Genomic DNA, 24220 nt, shown 5'->3' with positions numbered 1-24220 from the left:
GCGTCAGGCGCGCAGGGCGTCGATGGCGTCGGCGAGGGCTGTCGGCACATGGGGGACGAGGGTGTGCGCACCGTCTCGTACGACGTGCCGGCCGCCCACGACCGTGTGGCGTACGTCGGCCGCCGTCGCGGCGAATACGGCCGTCTCGGCCCCGAGGCGCGGCAGCGGTCCCGCGGTTCTGACCGAGTCGAGGGCGATCGTCGTGAAGTCGGCGAGCGCACCCGTCTCCAGGATGCCCGCGCCGTCCCAGCCCAGGGCCGCGTGGCCGTCCGCGGAGGCGGCACGCAGGAGGGCGGCCGCCGTCCAGTGACCGCGGGTGCGGGTGCGCAGCCGCTCGTTCAGCTCCATCGCGCGGGCCTCTTCGAGGAGGTCGATGACGGCGTGGCTGTCGGAGCCCAGGGAGAGGGGCGAGCCCGCTCGCTGGAGGGCGACGGCGGGTCCGATGCCGTCGGCGAGATCGCGCTCGGTGGTGGGGCACATACAGGTGCCGGTCCCCGAGCCACCGATCAGGGCGATGTCCTCGTCCGTGAGGTGCGTGTTGTGGACACCGGTCGTGCGCGGGCCGAGGACACCGTGGTCGGCGAGCAGCCGCGTGGGCGTGCAGCCGTGCGCCTCCTGGCAGGCGTCGTTCTCCGCCGTCTGCTCGGACAGGTGTACATGCAGCGGGGCCCGCCGCTCCTCGGCCCATCGGGCGACCGTCGCCAGCTGCCCGGCGGGCACGGCCCGCACCGAGTGAATCGCCGCACCGATCCGTGCGTGATCCCGGTCCTTGAGAACTGAACAGCGTTCCGCCCAGGCATCGGCCGTGCCGTCGGAGAAGCGGAGTTGGTGCGGGTTCGGGGGCTGCCCGAACCCGGAGGACAGGTAGGCGGTGTCGAGGAGGGTGATCCGGATCCCGGCTTCGGCGGCGGCGGCGATGAGCGCCTCGCCCATCGCGTTCGGGTCGGCGTACGCGATGCCGCCCGGAGCGTGGTGCACGTAGTGGAACTCGCCGACGGCCGTGACGCCCGCGAGCGCCATCTCCGCGTACACCGCGCGGGCGAGCGCGTGGTAGGTGTCCGGGGTCAGCCGGTCCGCGAAGGAGTACATGATCTCGCGCCACGTCCAGAAGGTGCCGGAGCCGACCTGGACGGTTCCGCGCAGGGCGCGGTGGAAAGCATGCGAGTGGGCATTGGCGAGCCCGGGGAGGGTGAGTCCGCGGAGGATCTCGGCGCCGGGGGGCGGGCTGTCGAGCCCGGTACGGACGGCGGTGATGCGGCCGTCCTCCCCCGCGGCGGAGCCGCCTGTCGACACGGTCAGGGCGACGCCCGGCTCGACGTGGGTGTCGAGCCAGGCGTGCTCCAGCCAGTACGTCTGCGTCGTCACCTGCAGGCCAGCCCTTCGAGTACGTCGGCGAGTGCGGTCACCCCGGCCTCGCAGTCGTCCTCGGCGGCGTACTCGGCCGGGGAGTGCGAGACACCCGTGGGGTTGCGTACGAACAGCATGGCGGTCGGGACGGTGCCGGAGAGGATTCCGGCGTCGTGTCCCGCACCGGTACCCAGGACGGGGACCGTGAGTCCCGCGTCCCCTTCCACGTCCTTGCCCAGGATGCGGGCGAGCTCGTCGCGCAGGGCGTGCTCGAACTCCACGACAGGGGTGAACGACTCACGGACGACGTCGAGTTCGACGCCGTGTGCCTTCGCGTACTCGCGGGCCGCCTCCTCGACGCCGGTCACGACCGTGTCGAGGGTCGCCTGGTCGGCGGCGCGGGAGTCGAGCCAGCCGCGGACGAGGGAGGGGATGGCGTTCACGCCGTTCGGCTCGACGGAGATCTTGCCGAAGGTGGCGACGGCGCCCGCGAGTTGGGCTTCGCGGCGGGCGGCGAGCACGGTCTCGGCGTACGACAGCATCGGGTCCCGGCGGTCCACCAGTCGGGTGGTGCCCGCGTGGTTGGCCTCACCCCGGAAGTCGAACCGCCAGCGGCCGTGCGGCCAGATGGCACTGGCGATGCCGACCTGGTCGCCGCTGAGGTCGAGGGCGCGCCCCTGCTCGACGTGCAGTTCGACGAAGGCGCCGATGCGGGCGAGCCGCTCGGGGTCCGGCCCGATGGTGTCCGGGTCGTACCCGGCCCGCTCCATGGCCTGCGGCAGCGTGATCCCGTCCGCGTCCGTCAGCCGGTGCGCCTGCTCGACGGTGAGCTGCCCCGCGGCGAGCCGCGACCCGACGCACGCCAGCCCGAACCGGGCACCTTCCTCGTCACCGAAGTTCACGAGGGCGAGGGGCCGGGTGAACTTCACATGGCGGGCGCGCAGTTCGTCCAGCGCGGCGAAGGACGACACGACCCCGAGGGGCCCGTCGAACGCCCCGCCGTCGGGCACGGAGTCCAGGTGCGACCCGGTGACAACGGCGTCCCCCTCCGCGGGGTCCCCCAGCCAGGCCCACTGATTCCCGTTCCGGTCCACCTCGTAGGTGAGCCCCCGGGCATCGGCCTGCGCCCGGAACCAGGCCCGGCAGTCGGCGTCGGCCCCGGTCCAGGCGAACCGGCGGTATCCCCCGGAGGCGGAACTGCGGCCGATCGGCAGCAGCTCCGCCCACATGCTGTGGAAGGTCACGCCTCGCCACCCTCACGCATCGGCACCCGCACGCCGCGCTCGTCGGCGACGGACTCGGCGATGTCGTACCCGGCGTCCACGTGGCGGATGACACCCATGCCGGGGTCATTCGTGAGCACGCGACGGATCTTCTCGCCGGCGAGCTTGGTTCCGTCGGCGACGGACACCTGACCGGCGTGGATGGACCGGCCCATGCCGACGCCGCCACCGTGGTGGATGGAGACCCAGGACGCGCCCGAGGCCACGTTCACCATGGCGTTCAGCAGCGGCCAGTCGGCGATCGCGTCGGAACCGTCGAGCATGGCCTCGGTCTCGCGGTACGGCGACGCGACGGACCCGCAGTCGAGGTGGTCGCGACCGATGGCAAGGGGGGCCGCCAGCTCACCGGAGGCCACCATGTCGTTGAAGCGCTCGCCGGCCTTGTCGCGCTCGCCGTAGCCGAGCCAGCAGATACGGGCGGGCAGGCCCTGGAAGTGCACGCGCTCACCCGCCATCTTGATCCAGCGGTGCAGGGACTCGTTCTCCGGGAAGAGCTCGAGGATCGCCTTGTCGGTCTTGGCGATGTCCTGCGCGTCACCGGAGAGCGCCGCCCAGCGGAAGGGGCCCTTGCCCTCGCAGAAGAGGGGGCGGATGTAGGCGGGGACGAAGCCGGGGAAGGCGAAGGCCCGGTCGTAGCCGGCGAGCTGGGCCTCACCGCGGATGGAGTTGCCGTAGTCGAAGACCTCGGCACCGGCGTCCATGAAGCCGACCATGGCCTCGACGTGCTGGGCCATGGACTCGCGGGCGCGGGTGGTGAAGCCCGCCGGGTCCTTGGCGGCCGCGTCGGCCATGTCGTCGAAGTCGACGCCGACGGGGAGGTAGGCGAGCGGGTCGTGGGCCGAGGTCTGGTCGGTCACGATGTCGATGGGCGCTCCCTCGGCGAGCATCCGCGGCAGCAGGTCGGCGGCGTTGCCGAGCAGACCGATGGAGAGCGGCTTGCGCTGGTCGCGGGCCTCGACGGCGAGCTGGAGGGCGTGCTCGAGCGAATCCGCGCGAACGTCCAGGTAGCGGTGCTCGATGCGGCGCTCGATGGCGCGCGGGTCGCAGTCGATACAGATCGCGACACCGTCGTTCATCGTCACGGCGAGCGGCTGGGCGCCGCCCATGCCGCCGAGGCCGGCGGTCAGCGTGATGGTGCCCGCGAGGGTGCCGTTGAACTTCTTCGCGGCGACGGCGGCGAAGGTCTCGTAGGTGCCCTGGAGGATGCCCTGGGTGCCGATGTAGATCCAGGAACCGGCGGTCATCTGGCCGTACATGGTCAGGCCCAGCTGCTCGAGGCGCCGGAACTCCTCCCAGTTCGCCCAGTCGCCGACGAGGTTGGAGTTGGCGATGAGGACGCGGGGGGCCCACTCGTGGGTCTGCATGACGCCGACGGGGCGGCCGGACTGGACGAGCATCGTCTCGTCCTGCTTCAGGGTCTGCAGCGTGCGGACCATGGCGTCGAAGGAGCGCCAGTCGCGGGCGGCCTTGCCGGTGCCGCCGTAGACGACGAGCTTGTCGGGGTGCTCGGCGACCTCGGGGTCGAGGTTGTTCTGCAGCATCCGCAGGGCGGCTTCCTGCTGCCATCCCAGGGCACTCAGTTCCGTACCGCGCGGCGCTCGTACGGGGCGGGGTCCTGACATGGTCTGCCTCCTATGCGGACTGTTCCGGCTCTGCGGACTGCTCCAGCGGACTGTTGCAGTAGATATTCACATCCTGACTTCTTGAATAGAGCTAGTCAATAGGCGCATGGCCCAGCGCGGGCACGTCGTGGATGTTTGGCTGGGATGTATGGGCGCAGACAGGGACAGGACAGGGGATCCGGTGGGCGACGGCGTGGATGCGACGACGGCGTTTCCCGGCGGCGGAGTCGGCCATGGGTCCGGCAGAACATCCGACGCCGGCGGTGAGCCGGACCCCCACCGCGCCGTCCGGCGCGACGAAGCCGTCCGGGCCGCCGTGGAGCAGGGACTTCTCGGACCCGGAACCCCCATCGTCGCGCTCCTCGACGTCCCCGGCATCCGGGCCTCGGCGGCAGCACTGCGAGCCGCCTTCGACGCGGTGGCCGCTCCCGGCACCCCGGTGCTGCACGCCTTCGCGGTGAAGGCGACCCCCCTCGTACCCGTGCTGCGGCTGCTGTACGAGCAGGGCATCGGCGCGGAGGTGGCGAGCCCCGGAGAGCTGGCGCTCGCGCGGACGGCCCAAGTGCCGCCGGCGCACATCGTGCTCGACTCCCCCGCCAAGACGTCCGCCGAGCTGCGCGAGGCACTGGCACTGGGCATCGCGGTCAACGCGGACAATCCGCAGGAGCTGGACCGCATCGACGGCCTGATGCGGTCCACGAGCACCCGCTCCCCCCTCGGAATCCGGGTAAATACGCAGGTCGGCGGGGGTTCCATCGAGGCACTGTCGACCGCCACGCCGACCTCGAAGTTCGGGGTCGCGCTGCGGGACGAGGGTGCCCGCGAGTGGGTCGTCGGGGCGTACGCCGACCGCCCGTGGCTGACCCGTCTGCACGCGCACACCGGGTCTCAGGGCATCCCGCTGTCGCTGATGGCGCGGGGCGTGGCGGAGACGTACGCGCTGGCCGAGGAGATCAACCGGCACATCGGACGGCGGCAGATCGACACGATCGACCTGGGCGGCGGGCTGCCGGTGAACTTCGGCTCCGACGCGACGGCCCCGACATACGCGCAGTACGCACGGCTGCTCGCCGAGGTGGTCCCCGGCCTCTTCGACGGGCGGTACGGACTGGTCACCGAGTTCGGGCGGTCGCTGCTCGCCAAGCACGGGACGGTGCTCGCGCGGGTCGAGTACACGAAGTCCGCCGGGGGCCGGGCGGTGGCGGTCACGCATGCCGGGGTGCAGGTGGCGGCCCGCACGGTGTACGCGCCCGCGTCCTGGCCGTTGCGGATCGCCGCGTACGACGCGAAGGGCCGCCCCAAGGCGGGGCCGGACGTCGTCCAGGACATCGCGGGCCCCGCCTGCTTCGCGGGCGACCTCCTCGCCGAGGGGCGCGCACTGCCGTTGCTCGAACAGGGCGACTACGCGGCCGCGCTGGACACGGGGGCGTACTACTTCGCCCACCACTACGCGTACAACTCCCTTGCCCGGCCGGGCATTTACGGCTTCGCGCCGGACGGAGAGGGTGGGGTGCGCTTCGCGGTCGTACGGGAGCCGCAGACTCTGGACGAGATCGTCGCGGAGTCGGGCGGGGCGCAGCCGTCGGCGCTCACGGGGCTTTAGCCCCGGCGACCGGGCCCGCGCTCGCGCCGTCACCGGGTGCACGCTCGCGCCGTCACCGGGTGCACGCTATCGCCGTCACCGGGTGCACGCAGGCGCCGTCACCGGCGCCGCACCACGCCGCCGTGCGCCCCGGCGCACCCGCGCGCGCCCCCTGAAAGGCCTCCGGGGTGGATTCAACCGGCCGGAAAATATGGTCAGTTGACCCACCTTAGCCATCCCGGGCATGTTCCACATGAAAATGCCAGATCCCTCACCCCCCGCGCACACGTTGCGTAACTTCGGCGTCACTCGACCGAACCCTTGGCGGGAGGGGAAACACGGTGCCCGGAATCGACGAGTGCCTACTGGAAGCCATGACACTGCCCGGTGCCCGGGGTGCCGCGGTGGTCGACTGGACCAGCGGCCTGGCGCTGGGCACTGTCGGGGACGCGCCGGGCGGTGACCACGAGACGACCGCGGCGGAGGCCGCGGAGCTGGCCCGGCTGGCCGCGGAGCACCGGGCGTTCGCCCCTGCGGACGGCTCCGACTGGTCCGAGCAGGAGACACCCGTCGAGGACCTGATCATCAGCAATCGCGACAGCTACCACCTGCTGCGGTTCGTGCGGACCACCTTCGACAGCAGTGTGTTCCTGCACCTCTGGATGGCCCGCGCGGACGGCAATCTCGCGCTGGCCCGCATCCGGCTCGGCCAGATGGCCGGACGGCTGGTGCTGGGATGACGACGGTCAGGACACCTCCCCCGCCCAAGCTGCCCGTACGGGACAGAGCGGCGGACGCCCCGGGTACCGGCGTCTCGCCGATGCTCAGCCGGCTCGCCGCCGAACGGGCCACCGGCGTCCTCATCCGCGAGCGCGGCACGCTCTACCTCGCCGACGGCGACGTGGTGCACGCCGAGAGCCCCTCCACACCAGGGCTCGACGTGTTGTTCGCCGCCCGCGGGGTGCTGGACGCCGAGGTGTGGCGGGAGGCCGTCGCCGCGGCCGGGGCACGCCGCCGGGTCGGCCGCTTCCTGGTCGACAGCGGCCGGATCGCCAAGGGCGCGCTGGAGCTGTGCCACCTCGGCTCGCTGTACGACGCGGCGTACTTCGCGCTCGGGCCGAGCAGCACCCCGACCCGCTTCCGGTACGGGGCCGCGCACTGGCTCGGCCCCGTCCGCCCCGTGCCGGTGGCCGCGCTGGAGCGCGAGACCGTGCGCCGCCGCGAGCTGCTGCACCGCATCTGGCCCGACCCGGCGACGGACACCGCGCCGCTCGTGCGCTCCCGACTGGCCGCCGGGCCGTCGGTCCCGCTGCGCCAGGAAGCCGTGCTCGGCCGGCTGGACGGCGTGCGCACCGCGGCGGATGTCTCGCTCGCGCTGGGACGGCCCGCGTTCCACACCCTGGTCGACCTGCGCCGACTGGCCGCCGCCGGGCTCGTGACGGCGGCGGCCCCGGCGCAGCCGCCTCCCGTGCCCAGTGTGCTCACGCAGCCCTCCGACGATCCCGACGTGGCTCTGCTGCGGCGGCTGCGAGACGCGCTGGAGGCCCTGTGAGCCCCGACCCGCGGGAGGCCTTGTGATCCGCGCGCTGCGACAGCGTGCCGAGAGGAGACTGCTGATGGCGGCGGAGCCCGAAGTCCTCGACGAACTCCACCGGTTGAGGGCCCGAGTGCCCCAGCTGACCGGAGCGCTCGCGGCCAGCGTCGACGGTCTCGTCCTCGCCCAGGACACCCCAGGCGTGGAGCCGGAGGGCCTGGCCGCACTCACCGCGGCCGCACTGGGCGTCGCCGTGCGGATGGCGGACGCCACCGGGCAGGGCGACTTCCGCGAGCTGCTGGTGCGCGGCGTCCACGGCTATGTGGCGACGTATGCGGCGGGTGCCTCCGCCGTGCTGACGCTGCTCGCCCAGGACCGGGTCAACGTCGGCCGGCTCCATCTGGAGGGGCGCCGCTCCGGCACCCGGATCGGGGAGCTCGTGGACGCCGCGACGGCCCGCGGTGAACCGACCCCACCGACCAGGGCATCCACGAAGACCGCCTCCAGCACTTCGCGGACCCGTACGGCCCGCGGCTCGGCAGCCGCGCGCACCACCCCTACCCCCAACACCCCGACCACGTCGGAAAGCTGAAAGGAATCACAGCACCATGGCCAACACCGAAACCGCGCTGAAAGAGGCGCTCGCATCCATCGAGGGCGCGACCGGAGCCGCCCTCGTCGACTACACCAGCGGAATGGCGCTGGGCACGATCGGCGGCAGCAAGGGCTTCGACCTCACCGTCGCGGCGGCCGGCAACACCGACGTCGTACGGGCCAAGCTGCGCACCATGGAGCACCTCGGTCTGAAGGGCGAGATCGAGGACATCCTGATCACGCTGTCCGACCAGTACCACCTGATCCGGTTGCTCAAGGGGCGCGGCGGCAACGGCCTCTTCCTTTACCTGGTGCTCGACCAGAAGCGGTCCAACCTGGCGATGGCCCGGCACCAGCTGAAGAAGATCGAGGCGGACCTGGAGGTGTAGCGAGTCCGCTTCGACACGGTCAGCGGCGCCGCGCTCCGCCGGGCGCGGCGTCGCCTGCCGCGACGCCGGTGGCCCGGCAGGCCTTGACCGGCTTGCCCGCGGGGGCGCCCGCACCCCTGCCGAGCCAGTCGACGCGCACCCAGATCAGGGCCTGCTCGGTGCGTTCGCGGCGCCCGAGCCAGCCGGCCTTCAACCACAGGCCGATGCCCGCGCCGGCGAGCAGCATGCCGCCCGCGGCGGGCACCACGAACGAGCTGCCCAGCGCGGCCACAAAGGCGGCCAGGAGCCACCAGCGGTGGCCCCGGCGCCAGTTGCGTACCGTCACGGCGCGGTCCTGGAGGACGTCGTGCTTGCCGGCCCGGGCGGCGGAGCGGACCAGGACGGCGTACCGCTTGCGGCGCCAGTACGCCACCACGGCGGCCGCGACGATGAACAGCGCCGCCCCTGCCATGACCCCGATCCGGCGCCCGGTCACCCCCGGGATCAGCACCCCGATCCCGGCCGCGAACACCCCACACCACCACAGCGGTGCGGCTCCCGCCCGCACGACGACGGCCACCCGAGCCAGCCCCTGCCCTCCGCGCGCCACGATCCGCCTCCTCAGCTCACCGTTCAGCCCTTTTGGCCGCGCAGGCTAGTCAGCGAAGGTGAGACGAATCTGAGAAGGCACGGGTACTCCACCAAACCGTGACTACTCCACGAACAGGCCCCGCACCGCGGCCCGCGTGTCGAACTGCTCCAGCCGGGCCTGCGCGTCCGGCAGGTCGTCGCACATCGCCTCCAGGAGGACACGGCCCAGCAGCATCGGGGCGCAGGCCGTGTCGAAGGCGAGGCCGGTGCCGACGGCGGCGGGGAGCAGCAGGTCCGACACCTTGGCGACCGGCGCGAAGGCGGAGTCGGCGACCGTGACGACGGTCAGGCCGGCTTCCTTCGCGTAGGCGAGGGAGTCCACGACCTCGCGCGGATGCCGCGGCAGCGCGAAGCACAGCAGCGCCGTCGATCCGGCCTTGACCGCCGCGTCGATGCGGTCCTGGAGCATCGTGCCGCCCTCGTGCAGCAGCCGTACGTCGGGGTGGACCTTGGCGGCGAAGTACGCGAAGCCGTACGCCTGGGAGGCGGCGGCCCTCAGGCCGAGCACCGGGAGCGGGCGGGAGGCGGCAAGCAGGCGGCCCGCCTTCGCGACCGGGCGCGGGTCGGCGAGCACCTCCGCGAGGTGCTTCAGGTTCTCGATCTCGGCCTCGACAGCCTGCTGGTACTCGTTGTACGACCCCGAGTCCACCGTCTGCTCCGCCGGCGCGACCTCGCGCAGGTGTTTGCGCAGCGCCGGGTAGCCGTCGAAGCCGAGCGCGACCGCGAAGCGGGTGACCGACGGCTGGCTGACCCCGGCGAGCTCGGCCAGCTCGACGCTGGACAGGAACGGCACATCGGCGGCGCTGCGCACCATGCTGTGCGCGATGCGCCGCTGGGTCGGCGTGAGCCGGTGCCCCTCGAAGAGCGCCTGCAGCCGTGCGGCAGGACTGTCCGTCACGTTCATATCCCTGTCCACGCTCATGACGTGCTCCCCCTCCAGATCTCCGTGAAACGGTCCAGCAGTGCGGCCGCCGCCGTCACATCGTCCGTGAGCGGCCGGTCGGCCTGGTCCGGTTCGAGCACCGACTCGGCCAGCTCCAGCGCGCGGCCCACCGGCAGCTCCGGCTCGGGCCGCAGGTCGCGCTGGCGCAGCGCCCGTACGGCGGCGACCAGCTCACAGCCGACGACGAGACGGTACGCACCGCACGCCCGCAGTGTCTGACGCGCCGCGAGCGAGGCGAAGCTCGCCTGCTCCTCGACGCCCCGGGAGAGTACAGCGTGGCCGAGCGAGGCGGGTGCGGAGAAGGCCCGCAGATCGCCGAGGGCGGCCCCGGCGGCGTACTCCAGGATCATCACGCCGGAGGACGCGGGCTCGTGGTCGGCGAGGAAGGGGCGCAGCCGGGTGTAGGCGGGCTCGTTCAGCGTGGAGAGCCGGGAGGTCGACAGACGGGCGACCTGGGTGACGGCGAGCCTGAAGTGGTCCAGGGCCAGGGCGAGTTGGGCCTGGTAGAAGCCGCCGTGGTGGTACGCGGCCATGTCCTCGGGCGAGATGAGGGGGTTCTCGGCGGCGGCGTTGATCTCCACCGTGAGGACCGCCTCCAGCGCGTCCGCCGCGTCGTGCGCGGGTCCGTGGATCTGTGGGACGCACCGGAAGCCGTACGGGTCCTGGATCCGTCCGAGCGGCGGCGTCGGCCGGTCGGCCGCGCCGATCAACTCCCGCATCCGCCGCGCCACTTCGACCGACCCTCGGTGCGGGCGGGCGGCGTGCACGGGCGCCGCGTACGCCTCGTGCGACCCGTCGACGGCCAGCAGCGACAGCGCGGCCACGACCTGGGTGGCCCCGATCAGCCCGCGCAGTTCGTGCAGCGCGAGCGCGGCCTGTCCGAGCGTGAGCGCGTTGCTGCTGATGAGCGCGAGGGCGTCGTTGTTGTCCAGGGGCTGGGGGGCCGGGGCGAGGTCCTGCGGGGAGCGCCCGCTCTCCAGGACGAGGTCCTCGATGGAGTGTCCGCCCTCCGGGCGCCGCCAGGGATGCTCGCCCACCAGCGCGAGCCCCACCTGTGCGAGCGCCGCGATGTCGCCCGTGCCCACGGACCCGAACTCGTTCACGACGGGATACGCGCCGGTCTCCAGCGCTTCGCACAACGCCGTGACGACGGTGGGCCGCAGCCCCGCTCCGCCGGCGAGGAGCTGGTTGGCGCGGACGGCGAGCATGGCGCGGACCTGGCGGGCGGGGAGTTCCTCACCGATGGCGCCCGCGTGGCTGCGCAGCAGGCGCAGGCCGTGTTCGGCGGCGGCCTCGGTCGGCACGTCCTCGTTCCGGTTGGCGCCGACGCCGGTGGATCGGCCGTAGACGCGGCCCGTCGCGGCGATCTGCCGGGCCGCGTCCCAGGATTCCTCGACGCGCTTCATCGCGTCGGTGCCGGGGACCGGCCGCGCGGTCCCGTCGGCGAGGCGCACGACATCGGTGACGCCGGTGCCGACCCCGTCCAGAACCACGAGGCCCGCCGACACCGCACTCGGCGTATCCACATCCTGAGACGACATAAAGCCCAAACTCCCCTCAACACGGACATTGGATCTTGCCTGGTGGTCATAAGTAACGAGCGATTAACGCGGGACCGTTGACAACCTATTCAGGTACAGAGAACTCTGCATGACGATATGCAGACCGGGCAAGGGACACCTCATGATCCAGTTCGACACGGTCCACAAGCGCTTCCCCAACGGCACCACCGCAGTCCACGACCTCTCCCTGGAGATGCCGGAAGGCGGCGTGACCGTCCTCGTCGGATCTTCCGGTTGCGGTAAGACCACCACCCTCCGGATGATCAACCGGATGGTCGACCCGACCTCCGGAACCATCCGCGTCGGCGGCAAGGACGTCCTGGAGCAGGACGCGGCCGAGCTGCGCCGCTCCATCGGTTACGTCATCCAGCAGTCGGGGCTCTTCCCGCACCGCACGGTGCTCGACAACATCGCCACCGTGCCGCTGCTCCTCGGCTGGGGCCGCAAGAAGGCGCGGGCCAGGGCGGCCGAGCTCCTGGAGACCGTCGGTCTCGCCGCCGACGCGGGCAAGCGGTACCCGCACCAGCTCTCCGGGGGCCAGCAGCAGCGCGTCGGCGTCGCCCGCGCGCTCGCCGCCGACCCGCCCGTCCTCCTCATGGACGAGCCCTTCGGTGCCGTCGACCCGGTCGTGCGCACCCAGCTCCAGGACGAGCTGCTGCGGCTCCAGAAGGATCTGAGCAAGACCATCGTCTTCGTCACGCACGACATCGACGAGGCGGTCCGGCTCGGCGACCAGATCGCGATCTTCCGCACCGGCGGCCATCTGGTGCAGTGCGCGACGCCCGCGGAGCTGCTGGCCCACCCGGCGGACGACTTCGTGGCGGACTTCCTCGGCGCCGAGCGTGGCCTCAAGCTGCTCTCGCTGAAGTCCCTCGCGGACCTGCCGCAGGGCCCTGCCCCCGAGGGCGGCGCCTGGACCCTCGTACTGGACGAGGCCCGCAAGCCGCTGCACTGGGCGTCTAAGGAAGCCGAGCTCCCCCTGCGGCCCCTGAAGGACACCGACTCCCTGCTGGCGGCCCTCAACGAGTCGATCGCCTCGCCCACCGGCCTGGTGGCCCGGGTCGACGCGGCCGGAGCGCTCACCGGTGTCTCGTCCCGGGACGACATCCACGAGCACGCGGGCCGCGCCCACACGGAAGCGAGCGTGCCCGCATGACCATCGACTGGTCGTGGATAGGCGACCACACGGACGACCTCACCACGCTCACCCTCTCCCACCTCCAGGCCGCGCTCTCGGCGGTCTTCTTCGGCCTGCTGATCTCCCTCCCCCTGGCCGTCGTCGCCCACCGGGTCCGCCCCCTGCGCGGCTTCCTCCTCGGCCTCTCGAACGTCCTGTTCACGATCCCGTCGATCGCGATCTTCGTTCTCCTGCTGCCGGTGTCCGGCCTGACCCGCACCACCACGGTCATCGGCCTGACGATCTACTCCCTGGTCGTCCTCCTGCGCAACACGGTCGAGGGCCTCGACTCGGTCCCGGCCAAGACGAAGGAAGCCGCGAAGGCCATGGGCACGCGCCCCTTGCGCACCCTCCTGACCGTCGAACTCCCCCTCGCCCTCCCGGTGATCATGGCGGGCGTCCGGATCGCCACGGTCATGTCGATCTCCCTGGTCTCCGTGGCGACCTACATCGGCGACGGCGGCCTCGGCCAGCTCTTCACCGACGGCTTCCAGCGCAACTTCCCGACACCGGTCATCGCCGGTGTCGTACTGACCCTGCTGCTGGCCCTGGTCGCGGACGCGCTGCTGGTCGCGATCCAGTACGTACTCACCCCGTGGACGAGGCGGCGAGCCTGATGTACGAACTCTTCAAGAACCTCGGCAAGTGGCTGGTCAGCGGCGACCAGTGGGCCGGCACTGACGGCATAGCGCACCGCATTGCCGAGCACCTGGAGTACTCCCTCTTCGCCACCCTCATAGCCGCCGCCATCGCGCTCCCGCTGGGCCTGCTGATCGGCCACACCGGCAAGGGCGCGTTCCTGGCCATCAACCTCTCGTCGTTCGGCCGCGCGCTCCCCACCGTCGGTCTGGTGGTCCTGGTCTTCCTGATCAGCGGCCTGTCCCTGTGGTCGGTGTATGTGGCCCTTGTCGTCCTCGCCGTACCGGCCATCGTCACCAACACCTATGCGGGCATGAGCGCCGTGGACCCCGAGGTGAAGGACGCGGCGCGCGGCCAGGGCATGCGAGGCCACCAGGTCCTGTTCCAGGTGGAGATCCCGCTGGCCCTCCCCTTGATCATGACGGGCCTGCGCCTCTCCCTGATCCAGGTGGTGTCCACCGCCACGATCGCCGCGTACGTCAGCTTCGGCGGGCTGGGCCGGTACGTCTTCGACGGCCTGGCCCAGCGCGACCTGGTCCAGGTCCTCGGCGGCGCGGCCCTGGTCGCGATCGTCGCCGTCGTACTCGACCTGGCGCTGGCCGGACTCCAGCGCTACCTGTTCCGCCACCGCCGTACCGCAGCCCACTGAGGAGCCGAAGAACCATGAACCGTAGGACTCTGCTCGGCGGCCTCTTCGCCGCCGCCTCCGTCCCCGCCCTCGCCGCCTGCGGCAGCGGCATCACCTCGCTCGACGGCTCCGGCAGCGGTAACGGCGGCGGCTCCGGATCGAGTGCCGGTGGCGTGACCATCGGCACCGCCAACTTCACCGAGAACCAGATACTCGGCTACCTGTACGCGGGCGTGCTGGAGGCCGCGGGCGTCAAGACGAAGGTCCGCCCCAACCTCGGCTCGCGCGAGATCGTCGTCCCCGCGCTCAAGGGCGGCGACATCGACCTGCTCCCCGAGTACCAGGGCAGCCTCCTCCTCTACCTGGACGAGAAGGCCACGGACACGGAGGCGGGCGCGATGCAGAACACGCTGACCACCGTCCTCCCCGGCGGCCTGGAAGTCCTCCCGTACGCCGCCGCCGAGGACCGCGACAGCTTCGCCGTCACCAAGGAGACCGCCGACAAGTACGGCCTCACCTCCCTTGCCGACCTGCGCAAGGCCAACGGCAAGCTGATCCTCGGCGCCGCGGCCGAGATGAAGAAGCGCGTCGTCGGCGTCGTGGGCCTCAATGACCGCTACGGCGTGGAGTTCAAGGAGTTCAAGTCCCTCGACTCCTCCGGCCCGCTCGTCAAGGGCGCCCTGAAGAAGGGCGACATCGACGTGGCGAACGTCTTCACCACGGACGTGGACGTGGCCGACAACGGCTGGGTCGTCCTCACCGACCCGCTCAACCTGATCCCCTCCCAGCACATCGTCCCCCTCATCGCCTCCCGCAAGGCCGACGCCAAGGTCCGCAAGGCCCTCGCGACCCTCGGCAACGTCCTCACCTCCGAGGAACTCACCAAGCTCAACCGTCTGGTGGACAAGGAGAAGAAGGACCCGGACGAGGTCGCGAACGCTTGGCTGAAGGGGAAGAAGCTGGCGTGAGCGTCGAACTGTCGGGCGGTTCAAGGTGTTTCAGCCCGTCCGGCATTTCTTCGAGGACACGACCGTGGGGCTTCGGGGGCGCCGGGACGAGTCAGCGACCCGGCGCCATCGCGGCCCTGAGCTCCGCCGCTGTCTTCCTCCCGTCATAGTCGGCCGCAACGCCGTCCACGAACAACAAGTTGCCCTCGATGTGGTCTTTGCGCAGCGACAGGATCTCCCGATACGCGGGAGACGCGTACCACGCCTTGAGGCTGTCCATGTCGGGGAACTCGACGACGATGATGTCCCCCGGCCATTCCCCCTCCACCACTTCGGCGCGGGCGCCGTGGACGAGGAACCGGCCGCCGAACGCGGCGAAGGTGTCCTGGATCTGTTCGATGTAGGTCAGGATGTCCTCGTTCAGGCCGGTCGGGAACAGGTTGGCCATGGCGTACGCGGACATGGGGCCTCCTTCGGTGGGTGACACCCCGGTGGCCGGCGGCGCCGGAGCGGTTGCCATGAAGCCTGCCGTGCCGCGGGAGCGCGGTCGATTACCTCCGGGGTAAGCCCTGGCCGAGGCCGGCGGGCCCCTACACCCGCACCGCCGAGCCCCGCTCACTCATCCGAGGCGCGCAGAGAATCCGCTTCTTGCGCACCCGCTTCCCCTCGATCGCCGCGACGGTCAGTCGAGCCGCCTCCGCGGCGATCTCGGCCAGCCCCCAGTCGACGGTGGTCAACGGCGGCGTGAGCACCCGGGAGACGGGGTGGTCGTCGAAGCCGACCACGGAGACGTCGCGGCCGACTTCGAGGGAGGCCTCGGCCGCGGCCGCGTACACCCCGTATGCGAGGGAGTCGGAGAAGCAGAAGACGGCGGTCGCGGGGCGCGCGCCGTCCAGGACGCGCCGCGCCACCAAGGTCGCCTCGCCCAACTCCTGCGGACAGGGGACCAGTTCGGCCCGGAGGCCGAGGCGGTCGGCGGCCTCACGGACATAGACGTCGGCGGGGCGGTCCGGCGTGCTCGGCCGGGTCGGTGTCAGCACGGTCACCCGGCGGTGGCCGAGGCCGTGCAGGTACTCCAGTACGGCGTCGATGCCGGCCCTGTTGTCGAAGATGACCTGCCCGGCGGTGCGGGCGGCGCTCAGCGAGTCCCCGACGGCCACCACCGGGAGCGCGTCGGCGATCGCGGCCCAGCCCTCCGCCGAGGGGTTGACGGGAGACACCAGCAGCGCGTCGACCCGCTGGTCGCGCAGCTGCTTGGCGAGGGCCAGCTCGCGGTCGGGGTCGCCGCCCGCGTCCAGGATCAGCGCGAAGCGGTCGCCGGCCAGGAGCTCCCGGCCGATGGCGGCCATGAGCTGCTGCTGCCACAGGTCCTGGAGGTCGCCCGCGAGAACGCCGACCATGCTGGTGCGGCCGCTGGCGAGGGCGCGGGCGATGGGGTCGGCCTCGTAGCCGAGCTCGGCCGCGGCCCTGCGTACCCGCTCCTCGGTCTCCTTCGAGACGTGCTTGCCGCGCAGGGCATAGGAGACGGCGGCGGTGGAGAGGCCCGTGGCCTCGGCCACCTCCCGGAGGGTGGTGCGCTTGTTGGGCCTGGCCATGCCGGGAAGCCTACCGGGCCCCGTCCGCATTGTGGGCATGCGGCGCCCTCCACTCCCTGGCCGAACGGTTGACAGAAGGGCTTGTTAACCGCTTAAGTTAACCGTATAAGTGAAGCGGTTAACCATGCTCAGACCAGTCAGACCATCCCGCCCCGAGGACCGCCGCGTGCCCACCGACGTCCACCAGCACATCTGGCCGCCCGCCTTCATCGAGCTGCTGCGCGCCCGCACCACGCCGCCGTACCTCGACGGCTGGACCCTTCACCTGGAGGGCGAGCCGCCCTACGAGGTCGACCCGGCCGACCACGACATCGCGGCCCGCACCGAGCTGGCCCGCACCGACGGCCTCGACCTGGCTCTGGTCTCCCTGTCCAGCCCGCTCGGCATCGAATACCTGCCGCCCACCGAGGCAGGGGAGCTCCTGACCGCCTTCCACGACGGCGCCCTGGCGCTGCCCGCACCCTTCGGCGTCTGGGCCTCGTCCTGTCTGACGGCACCGGACCCGGAGGCGGTCGCCCGCGAGCTGAACCGCGGCTGCGCGGGCCTCCAACTCCCCGCCACGGCGCTCCTCGACGCGGCTGGCTGGGACCGCTGCGCCCCCCTCCTCGACGTCCTCACCCACCACGACAAACCTCTCTTCGTCCACCCGGGCGCCGCCCCGCCCACCCCCGACGCCCCGCCGTGGTGGCCCGCCCTGGTCCCCTACCTCCACCAGATGCACGCGTCCTGGTTCGCCTTCCGCGCCTTCGGCCGCGCCCGGCACCCGCGCCTGCGGGTCTGTTTCGCCGCCCTCGCGGGCCTGGCCCCGCTGCACGGCGAGCGGTTCGCCGCCCGTGGCGGCGGGCGCGGCGAGGTCGACTTCGACGCCTTCTACGAGACCTCGTCCTACGGAACGCGCGCCGTGGACGCACTCGTGAGGGCCGTCGGCATCGACGTGGTCGTCAGCGGCAGCGACCGCCCTTACGCACCCCCCGTCATCCCCGACCTCGGCGCGGACGCCGCCGTCCACGCCCTGCGCACCGTCAACCCCGCCCGTCTGCTGCGCGGCCCGGCCTGAGCCACGCCACGCGACCGACACGACACGAGAGGAGCCATCCATGACGTACGAGGCCCTGCCGGACCGCACGCTCGACAAGCGCGAGCTCCGGGCACTCGTCGACGATCTCGCCGTCCGCCCCGACCTCTGGCGCGAACAGGTCGCCTTCTCCGACGAGGAGCGGCACTACGCGTCCCTGTACCGCGACGAGTACGTCGATGTCTGGCTGCTGTGCTGGACCCGGCAGAACGACACCGGCTGGCACGACCACGACATCTCCTCCGGCGCGGTCGCCGTCGTCCAGGGCGCACTGGACGAATCCAACCCGCGCATAGGCGGCAGCCACCTGTCCGTCACCGTGGGCGCGGGCGATTCGTTCTGCTTCGGCCCCGAGCACATCCACCGGCTCACCGGCGCCACCGACGACGCGGTCTCGATCCACGCGTACTCGCCACCGCTGTGGCGGCTCGGCCAGTACGACATCACCGAGGACGGCCTGATGCGCCGGATCTCCGTCTCGTACGCCGACGAGCTGCGGCCGCTGGACACTCCGGCCGCCTGAAATGCCCAGCTCACTGACGCGTACGCCAAGCAGCACCACTGACGAACTAGAGAGATCCCAACCAGCATTCGACCTCTGCCTCACCCCGACAAATATCAGGGTTCTGTTCGCATCCACGTGACGCGGAGCGACGTTACGGTTACAAGTATGAAGATCGTTGTGCAGGTGAGGCTCCTGCCCACCCCCGAGCAGGCGGTGGCGCTGAGGTCGACCCTGCACAGATGCAACGACGCAGCGCGCTGGGTGTCTGCGATGGCGTTCGAGCGGCAGGTGTTCAGCAAGAGGCCGCTACAGGTCGCGGCGTACGACGAAGTGAAAGCTCGGTTCGGGTTGTCGGCTCAGCCCGCGTTACACGCAATCCGCAAGGCGTCCGACGCCTACGCGACCCTGCGCGCACATTCGTCACGGCAATCTGGGCAAGCCTGGGTCGAAGCGCCGTAAGCGGGCCGAGTCCAAGCCCGTTGCGTTCCGCGCGGACGCCGCTCAGGCCTACGACGACCGGTCCTTGTCCTGGCGGTTCTCGCCAGAGCGTGGGAGTTGTGGCGACGCGGGGCCCAGTCAACGACCCCTGCCATCCCGCGACAGCGGGTGGCTGGACGCGGACGAAGTATCACAGCCAGTGATGCCCGTACTGCAAGCCTGTCACTCCGGCGACATTGCAGTTGACAGACTTCCTGCTCTTCCTGCTGACCTTCTTCACGCCGTGGTCGGCGATCAACCTGGTCGACTACTACCTGATCTCGAAGGAGCGGTACGACATCCCTGCCCTCTCCGACCCCAACGGCCGCTACGGAGCGTGGCGATGGGACGCGCTCGGGGTGTACGCGGCGGGGCTGCTCGCCCAACTCCCTTTCCTGGCGACGAGCTTCTACACGGGACCGTTGGTGGCGCCGCTGGGCGGTGCGGACGTGTCGTGGATCATGGGTCTCGCCGTACCGGCGCTGCTGTACTGGCTGGTCGCACGGCGCAACACGGCGCACATTCCGGAGCGGACGGCGTATCCGCCGGTACCCGATCAAGAGCCGGTATCGCCGCGGCGATGATCTGACGACGAATCAACCAAGGGTCATTAAACGGACACTCAGGGTGAGTATTCATGTGCGTACTGTGAATGAGCGCTACACGAACAACTCCTGAGGGAGCGTCATGCCCTCGAATCGCAGGGCCTTTCTGGCGGCGACCACCGCCGCGCTCACCGCGACCCCGGCCGCTTCGGCAGCCGCCGCGCCGGATCCATCTCCGCATCGACACCTAGATCCGCATCCGCACCCGACGACCGCCCGCGGGGCCCTCGCCGAACTGCTCACGGGCAACCGGCGGTACGCCGCCGGGCGCCCGCTGCATCCGCACGAAGGGAGCGCGCGGCGGCATGTCCTCGCCGCCGAGCAGCATCCGTTCGCGGTCGTCGTCGGGTGCGTCGACTCCCGTGTGCCGCCCGAGATGGTCTTCGACCAGGGGCTCGGGGACCTGCTCTGCATAAGGACCGCCGGCCAGGTGCTGGACGAGGCGGTGCTCGGGTCCGTCCAGTACGGGGTCGAGGTGCTGCACATTCCGTTGGTGCTCGTGCTGGGGCACGAGCGGTGCGGGGCCGTCGCGGCGACGCTCACGCATCTTCGCGACGGAGCGCCCGTGCCGGGGCATCTCCGGCTGCTGGTGGACGAAATCATGCCTGCGGCTCGGCGGACCTGTGGTCTGCCCGGTGACTGGGCCGATCTCACCGTGCGGGCCCATGCGGCGTGGGTGCGGGACGCCATCCGGGCGGACCCGGCGTTCGCCCCGGCCGAGGTGGCGGCCGCGCGGTTCGATCTCGACAGCGGGCGGGTCGCCGTGCTGCCCTGAGCCCATACCACGGGCGCCCTTGCTGCCCTGAGCCCTTGTTCCGACGGCACCGGGCGCTGCCCTTGTGCCCACCCTCCCCCGAGCTCTCGGTCCGCTCGAGCAGAGGGCCCCATCGCCCCGCAGAACGACTGCCCACAGCGGCAGCGGGGTGGCTGCCACGTCCGCACCCACTGTCGTGGCGATCCGTCACGGCTGCGCGTCCACGCCTGCAGCGGTAGCCACAGCGGTGGCTGACGGATGCCACGTCCGCCCCACAGAGGCAGCCGTCGCCCATGCCACGGTCCGCGCCGGAACCCCTGGCCGTCGCGGAAACCGCGCCCACACCCCAAGCCCGGCGGCTGACGCTTCCGGCGTCGGCGCGGTGTGTCCCTCAACTCACCCACTCCCCACGCGAAGAAGCCACACCCGCCATGAAGCAATCCCCCGCCCTCACCCGGGCCCTCTCCGTCCTCCCCGCTCCCGCCGACTTCCTCTCCATGACGCGCGCTCCGCGGCGCGACCTCCTCTGCGGGCTCACGGTCGCCGTGGTCGCCCTGCCGCTCGCGCTCGGGTTCGGGGTGACCTCCGGACTCGGAGCCGCGTCCGGGCTGGCCACCGCGATCGTCGCGGGGGCGCTGGCCGCGCTGTTCGGCGGATCGGCGAGACAAGTCAGTGGACCCACGGGGGCGATGACCGTCGTGCTCGTGCCGATCGTGCACGAGTACGGCGCCGACGGGGTGCTGACCGTCGGGCTGATCGCCGGAGTGATGCTGCTGGCGCTCGCGTTCGCGCGGGCGGGGGCCGCGATGGCGTACGTGCCCGCTCCCGTGATCGCGGGATTCACCGTTGGCATCGCGTGTGTGATCGCGTTGCAGCAGGTGCCGTCGGCGCTGGGTGTGCCCGTGCCGGGCGGCGACCAGATCGCCGCGGTGGCGACGCGGGCGGCGGAGGAGTTCGGGCGGGCCCCGCAGTGGGCGGCGCTCGCACTGTCGCTGGGGTCGGCGGCAGTGATGCTGGCAGGCGCCCGCCGGTGGCCCGGAGTGCCGTTCTCCCTCGTCGCCGTGGCCGCCGCGACCCTCGTCGCGGAGGGGCTCGGGCTGCAGGTGACCCGGATCGGCAGTCTGCCCGCCTCCCTGCCCGCCCCCTCCCTCGCCTTCTTCGACGCCTCCCGCGTGCCGTCCCTCCTCACGCCCGCCGCCGCGGTCGCGGCCCTCGCCGCCCTGGAGTCACTCCTCTCCGCCTCCGTTGCGGACGGCATGCGCCCGGGTGAGCGCCACGACCCCGGCAAGGAACTCTTCGGCCAGGGCATCGCCAACCTCGCGGCCCCGCTGTTCGGCGGCGTACCGGCGACGGGAGCGATCGCGCGCACTGCGGTGAACGTCCGTACCGGCGCGGCCTCCCGTCTCGCCGCGCTCACGCACGCGGTGATCCTCGCCGGGATCGTCGCGGCGGCGGCCCCGCTGGTGGCACGGATCCCGCTGGCCGCGCTGGCAGGGGTGCTGCTGGCCACCGCCGTACGGATGGTGGAGACGAACGCCGTACGGGCGATGGCGCGCGCCACCCGCGGGGACGCCCTCGTGCTGGCACTCACCGCGTTCGCGACGCTCGCCCTCGACCTGGTGCGGGCGGTACTGCTGGGCCTAGCGGTGTCCGTGCTGCTCGCCCTGCGCGCGGCGGTACGGGGCAGCCGGCTCACCCCCGCCGCCGACGACGAGGGGCCGGGGTGCGCCGAGGTCACGTACCGCTTCGACGGGCCCCTGCTGTTCGCCGCGGCGCACCGTTTCCGGCGCAGCCTCGCGGAGGTGCACGGGGTGTCGGCGGTCGACCTGCGGATGTCGGGGCTGACGGCGGTCGACGCTACCGGCGCGCTGGCGCTGAAGGACGCGGTGGGGGATCTGCGGGGCCGGGGCATCGAGGTCCGCATCACCGGAGTCGAACGGGGTCACCGCAAGGTCCTGGAGTCTCTCGGGGTGCTGCCGTCGGGGGCGCAGCCCAGTTCCAACAGGGGGGCTATCCCCAGTGCCTCGGGGGCCTCGGTTCCCTAACGTAAGCACCATGACCGGTATGGAAGCCCGCGGCGACGCCGAACTGAAGAAGGAACTCGACGCCACCCTGCACGCGCGCAAGGAGCTGGGCGACGAGTACGAGTCCGCGCTGGTCGACTCGTTCCTGGAGAAGGTAGAGCAGCGCCTCGACGGCGCGGTCGACCGCCGGGTACGGCGCCATCTCGCCGAGCAGCAGATGGTGGTGGCCCGGGGTTCGCGGTCACCCCAGTCGTCCGACTCCTTCGGCGAGCGTTTCGGCTTCGGGATCGTCTCGCTCGTCCTCGCGATCCCGCTGTCCGCGATCGGCGGCGGTGTCGCGCACCTGCCCGGCCTGCTGGTCGCCTGGGGCGGCATCGTCGGGGTCAACGTGGTGCAGGCCGCGCGGCAGTCCCCGAACTTCTTCGGCCGCCGCAAGGACCGGTCGCCCGGCTCGGACTGGGAAGAGTAGGACACGCGAAAGGGCCCGGCACCTTCACAGGTGCCGGGCCCTTTCCACGTGGTGCGCGGGGACCGCCGCACCCCCGTTACCGGGGGGCGGGACGACGGCGGTCCCCGCGAGGGACGCGGGCCGGGTCAGGGCCGGGCTTGCGCGTCCTTGGCGTCATGGAGGTCCGGGAGCCGCTCCGGAGGTCCTTGGCGCCGTTTTCGGTGTCGGCCGGGGCAGGGAGCCTCCCCCAGTGCTTGACGCCTGGGAGGTACCCCCACCGCCCTGCCGACACCCACTAATGTGCCGGACCCGTGTTAAGCGTGTGCTGCGCGGACGTGACGCGCTCGTACCACTTCCGCGAAGTTCCCCGCCGAAACGGCCGGAAGATCCCTGTCCATGGCAGTAGTTCAGGAGATTTCTTCCTGTCTCCCGGCGTATCCCTACTGCTTGGCGCCACCCTTGGCGAGGAAGGACAGCAGGTCCTGGCGGCTGACGACGCCGGTGGGCTTGCCCTCGACGAGGACGATCGCGGCGTCGGCGCTGCCGAGCACGGACATCAGGTCGCCGACCGGCTCGCCGGAGCCGACCTGCGGCAGCGGCGCCGACATGTGCTTCTCCAGCGGGTCCTCCAGGGAGGCCCTCTTGGTGAACAGCGCGTCGAGCAGCTCGCGCTCGACGACGGACCCGACGACCTCGGCGGCCATCACGTCCGGGTGCCCGGCGCCCGGCTTGACGATCGGCATCTGCGAGACGCCGTACTCGCGCAGCACCTCGATGGCCTGGCCGACGGTCTCGTCCGGGTGCATGTGGACAAGGGAGGGGATGACGCCGGGCGCCTTGTCGTTGAGTACGTCGGCGACGCGCGCGCTCGGGCCGGAGTCCTCCAGGAACCCGTAGTCGGCCATCCACTCGTCGTTGAAGATCTTGCTCAGGTAGCCGCGCCCGCTGTCGGGGAGCAGGACGACCACGACGTCGTCCGGGCCCAGCCGCTCCGCGACCCGCAGCGCCGCGACGACGGCCATGCCGCAGGAGCCGCCGACCAGCAGCCCCTCTTCCTTCGCGAGCCGCCGCGTCATCTGGAAGGAGTCCTTGTCGGACACGGCGACGATCTCGTCGGCGACGGTCCGGTCGTACGCGGTCGGCCAGAAGTCCTCGCCGACGCCCTCGACGAGATACGGCCGCCCGGAGCCGCCGGAGTACACCGACCCCTCGGGGTCGGCGCCGATGACCTGGACCTTGCCGTCACTGGCGTCCTTCAGGTATCGCCCGGTGCCGGAGATGGTCCCGCCGGTCCCCACACCTGCCACGAAGTGGGTGATCTTCCCCTCCGTCTGCTCCCACAGCTCGGGGCCGGTGGAGTGATAGTGCGAAAGGGGGTTGTTGGGGTTGGAGTACTGGTCGGGCTTCCAGGCGCCGGGCGTCTCGCGGACCAGCCGGTCGGAGACGTTGTAGTACGAGTCCGGGTGCTCGGGGTCGACGGCGGTCGGGCAGACGACGACCTCGGCGCCGTACGCGCGCAGCACATTGATCTTGTCGGTGCTCACCTTGTCGGGGCACACGAAGATGCACTTGTACCCCTTCTGCTGCGCCACGATGGCCAGCCCGACGCCGGTGTTTCCGCTGGTCGGCTCGACGATCGTGCCCCCCGGCTTGAGGGCGCCGCTCTCCTCCGCGGCCTCGATCATGCGCAGGGCGATGCGGTCCTTCACGGAGCCGCCGGGGTTGAAGTACTCAACCTTCGCCAGGACGGTCGCCTGGATGCCCGCGGTCACGTTGTTGAGCCTCACCAGCGGGGTGTTGCCGACGAGACTGATCATCGAGTCGTGGAATTGCACCGTTGTCTCCGGAGCTGCGTTTCAA

Annotated in this window: 24 protein-coding genes and 1 pseudogene; 16 read left to right on the top strand and 9 right to left on the bottom strand. The window is 71.6% G+C overall.

From position 1 onward, the window contains the following. Positions 1 to 3 precede the first annotated feature (3 nt). Genes ACIBK0_RS30670 through hutU form a run of 3 tightly spaced genes read right to left on the bottom strand, consistent with a single transcriptional unit; the run spans position 4 to position 4252 of the window. Positions 4 to 1365, bottom strand: coding sequence for a formimidoylglutamate deiminase (locus tag ACIBK0_RS30670; RefSeq protein WP_399087060.1), 1362 nt, complete (start codon positions 1363 to 1365; stop codon positions 4 to 6). Next, positions 1362 to 2591 (bottom strand): allantoate amidohydrolase, encoded by a 1230-nt coding sequence (locus tag ACIBK0_RS30665; protein WP_399087058.1) that lies wholly within the window; start codon positions 2589 to 2591, stop codon positions 1362 to 1364. Before ACIBK0_RS30665 ends, ACIBK0_RS30670 begins: the two co-directional genes overlap by 4 nt. After that, positions 2588 to 4252, bottom strand: a complete 1665-nt coding sequence (gene hutU, locus ACIBK0_RS30660; protein ID WP_399087056.1) for a urocanate hydratase — start codon at positions 4250 to 4252, stop codon at positions 2588 to 2590. Before hutU ends, ACIBK0_RS30665 begins: the two co-directional genes overlap by 4 nt. A 148-nt stretch (positions 4253 to 4400) precedes the next feature. Here hutU and ACIBK0_RS30655 point away from each other — a divergent pair, with 148 nt between their 5' ends. The 5 genes from ACIBK0_RS30655 (at position 4401) to ACIBK0_RS30635 (ending at position 8351) form a co-directional block, all read left to right on the top strand. Continuing rightward, positions 4401 to 5855, top strand: coding sequence for a diaminopimelate decarboxylase (locus ACIBK0_RS30655; protein WP_399087054.1), 1455 nt, complete (start codon positions 4401 to 4403; stop codon positions 5853 to 5855). Positions 5856 to 6175: 320 nt separating this feature from the next. Beyond that, positions 6176 to 6574, top strand: a complete 399-nt coding sequence (locus ACIBK0_RS30650; protein ID WP_399087052.1) for a hypothetical protein — start codon at positions 6176 to 6178, stop codon at positions 6572 to 6574. After that, positions 6571 to 7386, top strand: coding sequence for a transcriptional regulator (locus tag ACIBK0_RS30645; protein WP_399087050.1), 816 nt, complete (start codon positions 6571 to 6573; stop codon positions 7384 to 7386). The genes ACIBK0_RS30650 and ACIBK0_RS30645 overlap by 4 nt, the downstream gene beginning before the upstream one ends. A gap of 64 nt (positions 7387 to 7450) precedes the next feature. Continuing rightward, the gene (locus tag ACIBK0_RS30640) at positions 7451 to 7960 is read left to right on the top strand and encodes a roadblock/LC7 domain-containing protein (RefSeq protein ID WP_399087048.1); all 510 of its coding nucleotides are present in this window, start codon (positions 7451 to 7453) and stop codon (positions 7958 to 7960) included. 16 nt (positions 7961 to 7976) lie between these two features. Continuing rightward, entirely contained in the window at positions 7977 to 8351 is a 375-nt protein-coding gene (locus tag ACIBK0_RS30635) for a hypothetical protein (protein WP_399087046.1), read from the top strand. Between the two features lie 19 nt (positions 8352 to 8370). Here the strand turns inward: ACIBK0_RS30635 and ACIBK0_RS30630 are convergent, their stop codons facing one another. From ACIBK0_RS30630 to ACIBK0_RS30620, 3 genes are all read right to left on the bottom strand, one after another. Then, on the bottom strand, positions 8371 to 8940 hold the full coding sequence (locus ACIBK0_RS30630) for a hypothetical protein (protein WP_399087044.1): 570 nt from the start codon (positions 8938 to 8940) through the stop codon (positions 8371 to 8373). A gap of 102 nt (positions 8941 to 9042) precedes the next feature. After that, entirely contained in the window at positions 9043 to 9903 is an 861-nt protein-coding gene (locus ACIBK0_RS30625; protein ID WP_399087041.1) for a MurR/RpiR family transcriptional regulator, read from the bottom strand. Further along, positions 9900 to 11465 carry an aromatic amino acid ammonia-lyase gene (locus ACIBK0_RS30620; protein ID WP_399087039.1) on the bottom strand — a complete coding sequence of 522 codons (1566 nt, stop codon included), beginning with the start codon at positions 11463 to 11465 and terminating at the stop codon, positions 9900 to 9902. The genes ACIBK0_RS30625 and ACIBK0_RS30620 overlap by 4 nt, the downstream gene beginning before the upstream one ends. A 142-nt stretch (positions 11466 to 11607) precedes the next feature. Here ACIBK0_RS30620 and ACIBK0_RS30615 point away from each other — a divergent pair, with 142 nt between their 5' ends. Genes ACIBK0_RS30615 through ACIBK0_RS30600 form a run of 4 tightly spaced genes read left to right on the top strand, consistent with a single transcriptional unit; the run spans position 11608 to position 14898 of the window. Then, positions 11608 to 12642 (top strand): ABC transporter ATP-binding protein, encoded by a 1035-nt coding sequence (locus tag ACIBK0_RS30615; protein WP_399087037.1) that lies wholly within the window; start codon positions 11608 to 11610, stop codon positions 12640 to 12642. Further along, on the top strand, positions 12639 to 13280 hold the full coding sequence (locus tag ACIBK0_RS30610) for an ABC transporter permease (RefSeq protein WP_399087035.1): 642 nt from the start codon (positions 12639 to 12641) through the stop codon (positions 13278 to 13280). Before ACIBK0_RS30615 ends, ACIBK0_RS30610 begins: the two co-directional genes overlap by 4 nt. Beyond that, a complete protein-coding gene (locus ACIBK0_RS30605) occupies positions 13280 to 13951 on the top strand; it encodes an ABC transporter permease (RefSeq protein ID WP_399087190.1) in 672 nt (223 codons plus the stop codon). Before ACIBK0_RS30610 ends, ACIBK0_RS30605 begins: the two co-directional genes overlap by 1 nt. A 14-nt stretch (positions 13952 to 13965) precedes the next feature. After that, positions 13966 to 14898 carry an ABC transporter substrate-binding protein gene (locus ACIBK0_RS30600; RefSeq protein ID WP_399087033.1) on the top strand — a complete coding sequence of 311 codons (933 nt, stop codon included), beginning with the start codon at positions 13966 to 13968 and terminating at the stop codon, positions 14896 to 14898. 91 nt (positions 14899 to 14989) lie between these two features. Here the strand turns inward: ACIBK0_RS30600 and ACIBK0_RS30595 are convergent, their stop codons facing one another. After that, positions 14990 to 15340, bottom strand: a complete 351-nt coding sequence (locus tag ACIBK0_RS30595) for a DUF1330 domain-containing protein (RefSeq protein WP_399087031.1) — start codon at positions 15338 to 15340, stop codon at positions 14990 to 14992. 127 nt (positions 15341 to 15467) lie between these two features. Beyond that, positions 15468 to 16472 (bottom strand): LacI family DNA-binding transcriptional regulator, encoded by a 1005-nt coding sequence (locus ACIBK0_RS30590; protein WP_399087029.1) that lies wholly within the window; start codon positions 16470 to 16472, stop codon positions 15468 to 15470. A gap of 166 nt (positions 16473 to 16638) precedes the next feature. Between ACIBK0_RS30590 and ACIBK0_RS30585 the strand changes: the two genes are divergently transcribed. The 7 genes and pseudogenes from ACIBK0_RS30585 to ACIBK0_RS30555 all read left to right on the top strand — a co-directional run bounded on the left by ACIBK0_RS30585 (position 16639) and on the right by ACIBK0_RS30555 (position 22381). Continuing rightward, positions 16639 to 17529, top strand: a complete 891-nt coding sequence (locus ACIBK0_RS30585; RefSeq protein WP_399087027.1) for an amidohydrolase — start codon at positions 16639 to 16641, stop codon at positions 17527 to 17529. 40 nt (positions 17530 to 17569) lie between these two features. After that, positions 17570 to 18070 carry a cysteine dioxygenase gene (locus tag ACIBK0_RS30580; RefSeq protein ID WP_399087025.1) on the top strand — a complete coding sequence of 167 codons (501 nt, stop codon included), beginning with the start codon at positions 17570 to 17572 and terminating at the stop codon, positions 18068 to 18070. A gap of 147 nt (positions 18071 to 18217) precedes the next feature. Continuing rightward, positions 18218 to 18511, top strand: coding sequence for a hypothetical protein (locus tag ACIBK0_RS30575; protein ID WP_399087023.1), 294 nt, complete (start codon positions 18218 to 18220; stop codon positions 18509 to 18511). A gap of 227 nt (positions 18512 to 18738) precedes the next feature. Continuing rightward, positions 18739 to 19113, top strand: a pseudogene (locus ACIBK0_RS30570) (cytosine permease); the annotation flags it as partial. A gap of 103 nt (positions 19114 to 19216) precedes the next feature. Further along, the gene (locus ACIBK0_RS30565; RefSeq protein ID WP_399087021.1) at positions 19217 to 19909 is read left to right on the top strand and encodes a carbonic anhydrase; all 693 of its coding nucleotides are present in this window, start codon (positions 19217 to 19219) and stop codon (positions 19907 to 19909) included. A 410-nt stretch (positions 19910 to 20319) separates the two neighbouring features. After that, positions 20320 to 21933, top strand: coding sequence for a SulP family inorganic anion transporter (locus tag ACIBK0_RS30560; protein WP_399087019.1), 1614 nt, complete (start codon positions 20320 to 20322; stop codon positions 21931 to 21933). A 10-nt stretch (positions 21934 to 21943) separates the two neighbouring features. Continuing rightward, complete coding sequence (locus ACIBK0_RS30555; protein WP_399087017.1) at positions 21944 to 22381, top strand: hypothetical protein; 438 nt, start codon at positions 21944 to 21946, stop codon at positions 22379 to 22381. Positions 22382 to 22800: 419 nt separating this feature from the next. Here the strand turns inward: ACIBK0_RS30555 and ACIBK0_RS30550 are convergent, their stop codons facing one another. Further along, positions 22801 to 24195 (bottom strand): cystathionine beta-synthase, encoded by a 1395-nt coding sequence (locus ACIBK0_RS30550; RefSeq protein ID WP_399087015.1) that lies wholly within the window; start codon positions 24193 to 24195, stop codon positions 22801 to 22803. Between the last annotated feature and the right edge of the window lie 25 nt (positions 24196 to 24220).

This window comes from Streptomyces sp. NPDC050564, assembly GCF_044457265.1.
Taxonomy (GTDB): domain Bacteria; phylum Actinomycetota; class Actinomycetes; order Streptomycetales; family Streptomycetaceae; genus Streptomyces.
This window is presented reverse-complemented; position numbering and strand designations above follow the sequence as displayed.

Excerpts from the sequence above, each read along its gene's own strand:
- hutU (WP_399087056.1), bottom strand. The coding sequence starts at position 4,252 with ATGTCAGGACCCCGCCCCGTACGAGCGCCGCGCGGTACGGAACTGAGT.
- ACIBK0_RS30655 (WP_399087054.1), top strand. The coding sequence starts at position 4,401 with ATGGGCGCAGACAGGGACAGGACAGGGGATCCGGTGGGCGACGGCGTG.
- ACIBK0_RS30645 (WP_399087050.1), top strand. The coding sequence starts at position 6,571 with ATGACGACGGTCAGGACACCTCCCCCGCCCAAGCTGCCCGTACGGGAC.
- ACIBK0_RS30640 (WP_399087048.1), top strand. The coding sequence starts at position 7,451 with ATGGCGGCGGAGCCCGAAGTCCTCGACGAACTCCACCGGTTGAGGGCC.
- ACIBK0_RS30635 (WP_399087046.1), top strand. The coding sequence starts at position 7,977 with ATGGCCAACACCGAAACCGCGCTGAAAGAGGCGCTCGCATCCATCGAG.
- ACIBK0_RS30625 (WP_399087041.1), bottom strand. The coding sequence starts at position 9,903 with ATGAGCGTGGACAGGGATATGAACGTGACGGACAGTCCTGCCGCACGG.
- ACIBK0_RS30620 (WP_399087039.1), bottom strand. The coding sequence starts at position 11,465 with ATGTCGTCTCAGGATGTGGATACGCCGAGTGCGGTGTCGGCGGGCCTC.
- ACIBK0_RS30615 (WP_399087037.1), top strand. The coding sequence starts at position 11,608 with ATGATCCAGTTCGACACGGTCCACAAGCGCTTCCCCAACGGCACCACC.
- ACIBK0_RS30610 (WP_399087035.1), top strand. The coding sequence starts at position 12,639 with ATGACCATCGACTGGTCGTGGATAGGCGACCACACGGACGACCTCACC.
- ACIBK0_RS30605 (WP_399087190.1), top strand. The coding sequence starts at position 13,280 with ATGTACGAACTCTTCAAGAACCTCGGCAAGTGGCTGGTCAGCGGCGAC.
- ACIBK0_RS30600 (WP_399087033.1), top strand. The coding sequence starts at position 13,966 with ATGAACCGTAGGACTCTGCTCGGCGGCCTCTTCGCCGCCGCCTCCGTC.
- ACIBK0_RS30595 (WP_399087031.1), bottom strand. The coding sequence starts at position 15,340 with ATGTCCGCGTACGCCATGGCCAACCTGTTCCCGACCGGCCTGAACGAG.
- ACIBK0_RS30590 (WP_399087029.1), bottom strand. The coding sequence starts at position 16,472 with ATGGCCAGGCCCAACAAGCGCACCACCCTCCGGGAGGTGGCCGAGGCC.
- ACIBK0_RS30580 (WP_399087025.1), top strand. The coding sequence starts at position 17,570 with ATGACGTACGAGGCCCTGCCGGACCGCACGCTCGACAAGCGCGAGCTC.
- ACIBK0_RS30575 (WP_399087023.1), top strand. The coding sequence starts at position 18,218 with ATGAAGATCGTTGTGCAGGTGAGGCTCCTGCCCACCCCCGAGCAGGCG.
- ACIBK0_RS30565 (WP_399087021.1), top strand. The coding sequence starts at position 19,217 with ATGCCCTCGAATCGCAGGGCCTTTCTGGCGGCGACCACCGCCGCGCTC.
- ACIBK0_RS30560 (WP_399087019.1), top strand. The coding sequence starts at position 20,320 with ATGAAGCAATCCCCCGCCCTCACCCGGGCCCTCTCCGTCCTCCCCGCT.
- ACIBK0_RS30555 (WP_399087017.1), top strand. The coding sequence starts at position 21,944 with ATGACCGGTATGGAAGCCCGCGGCGACGCCGAACTGAAGAAGGAACTC.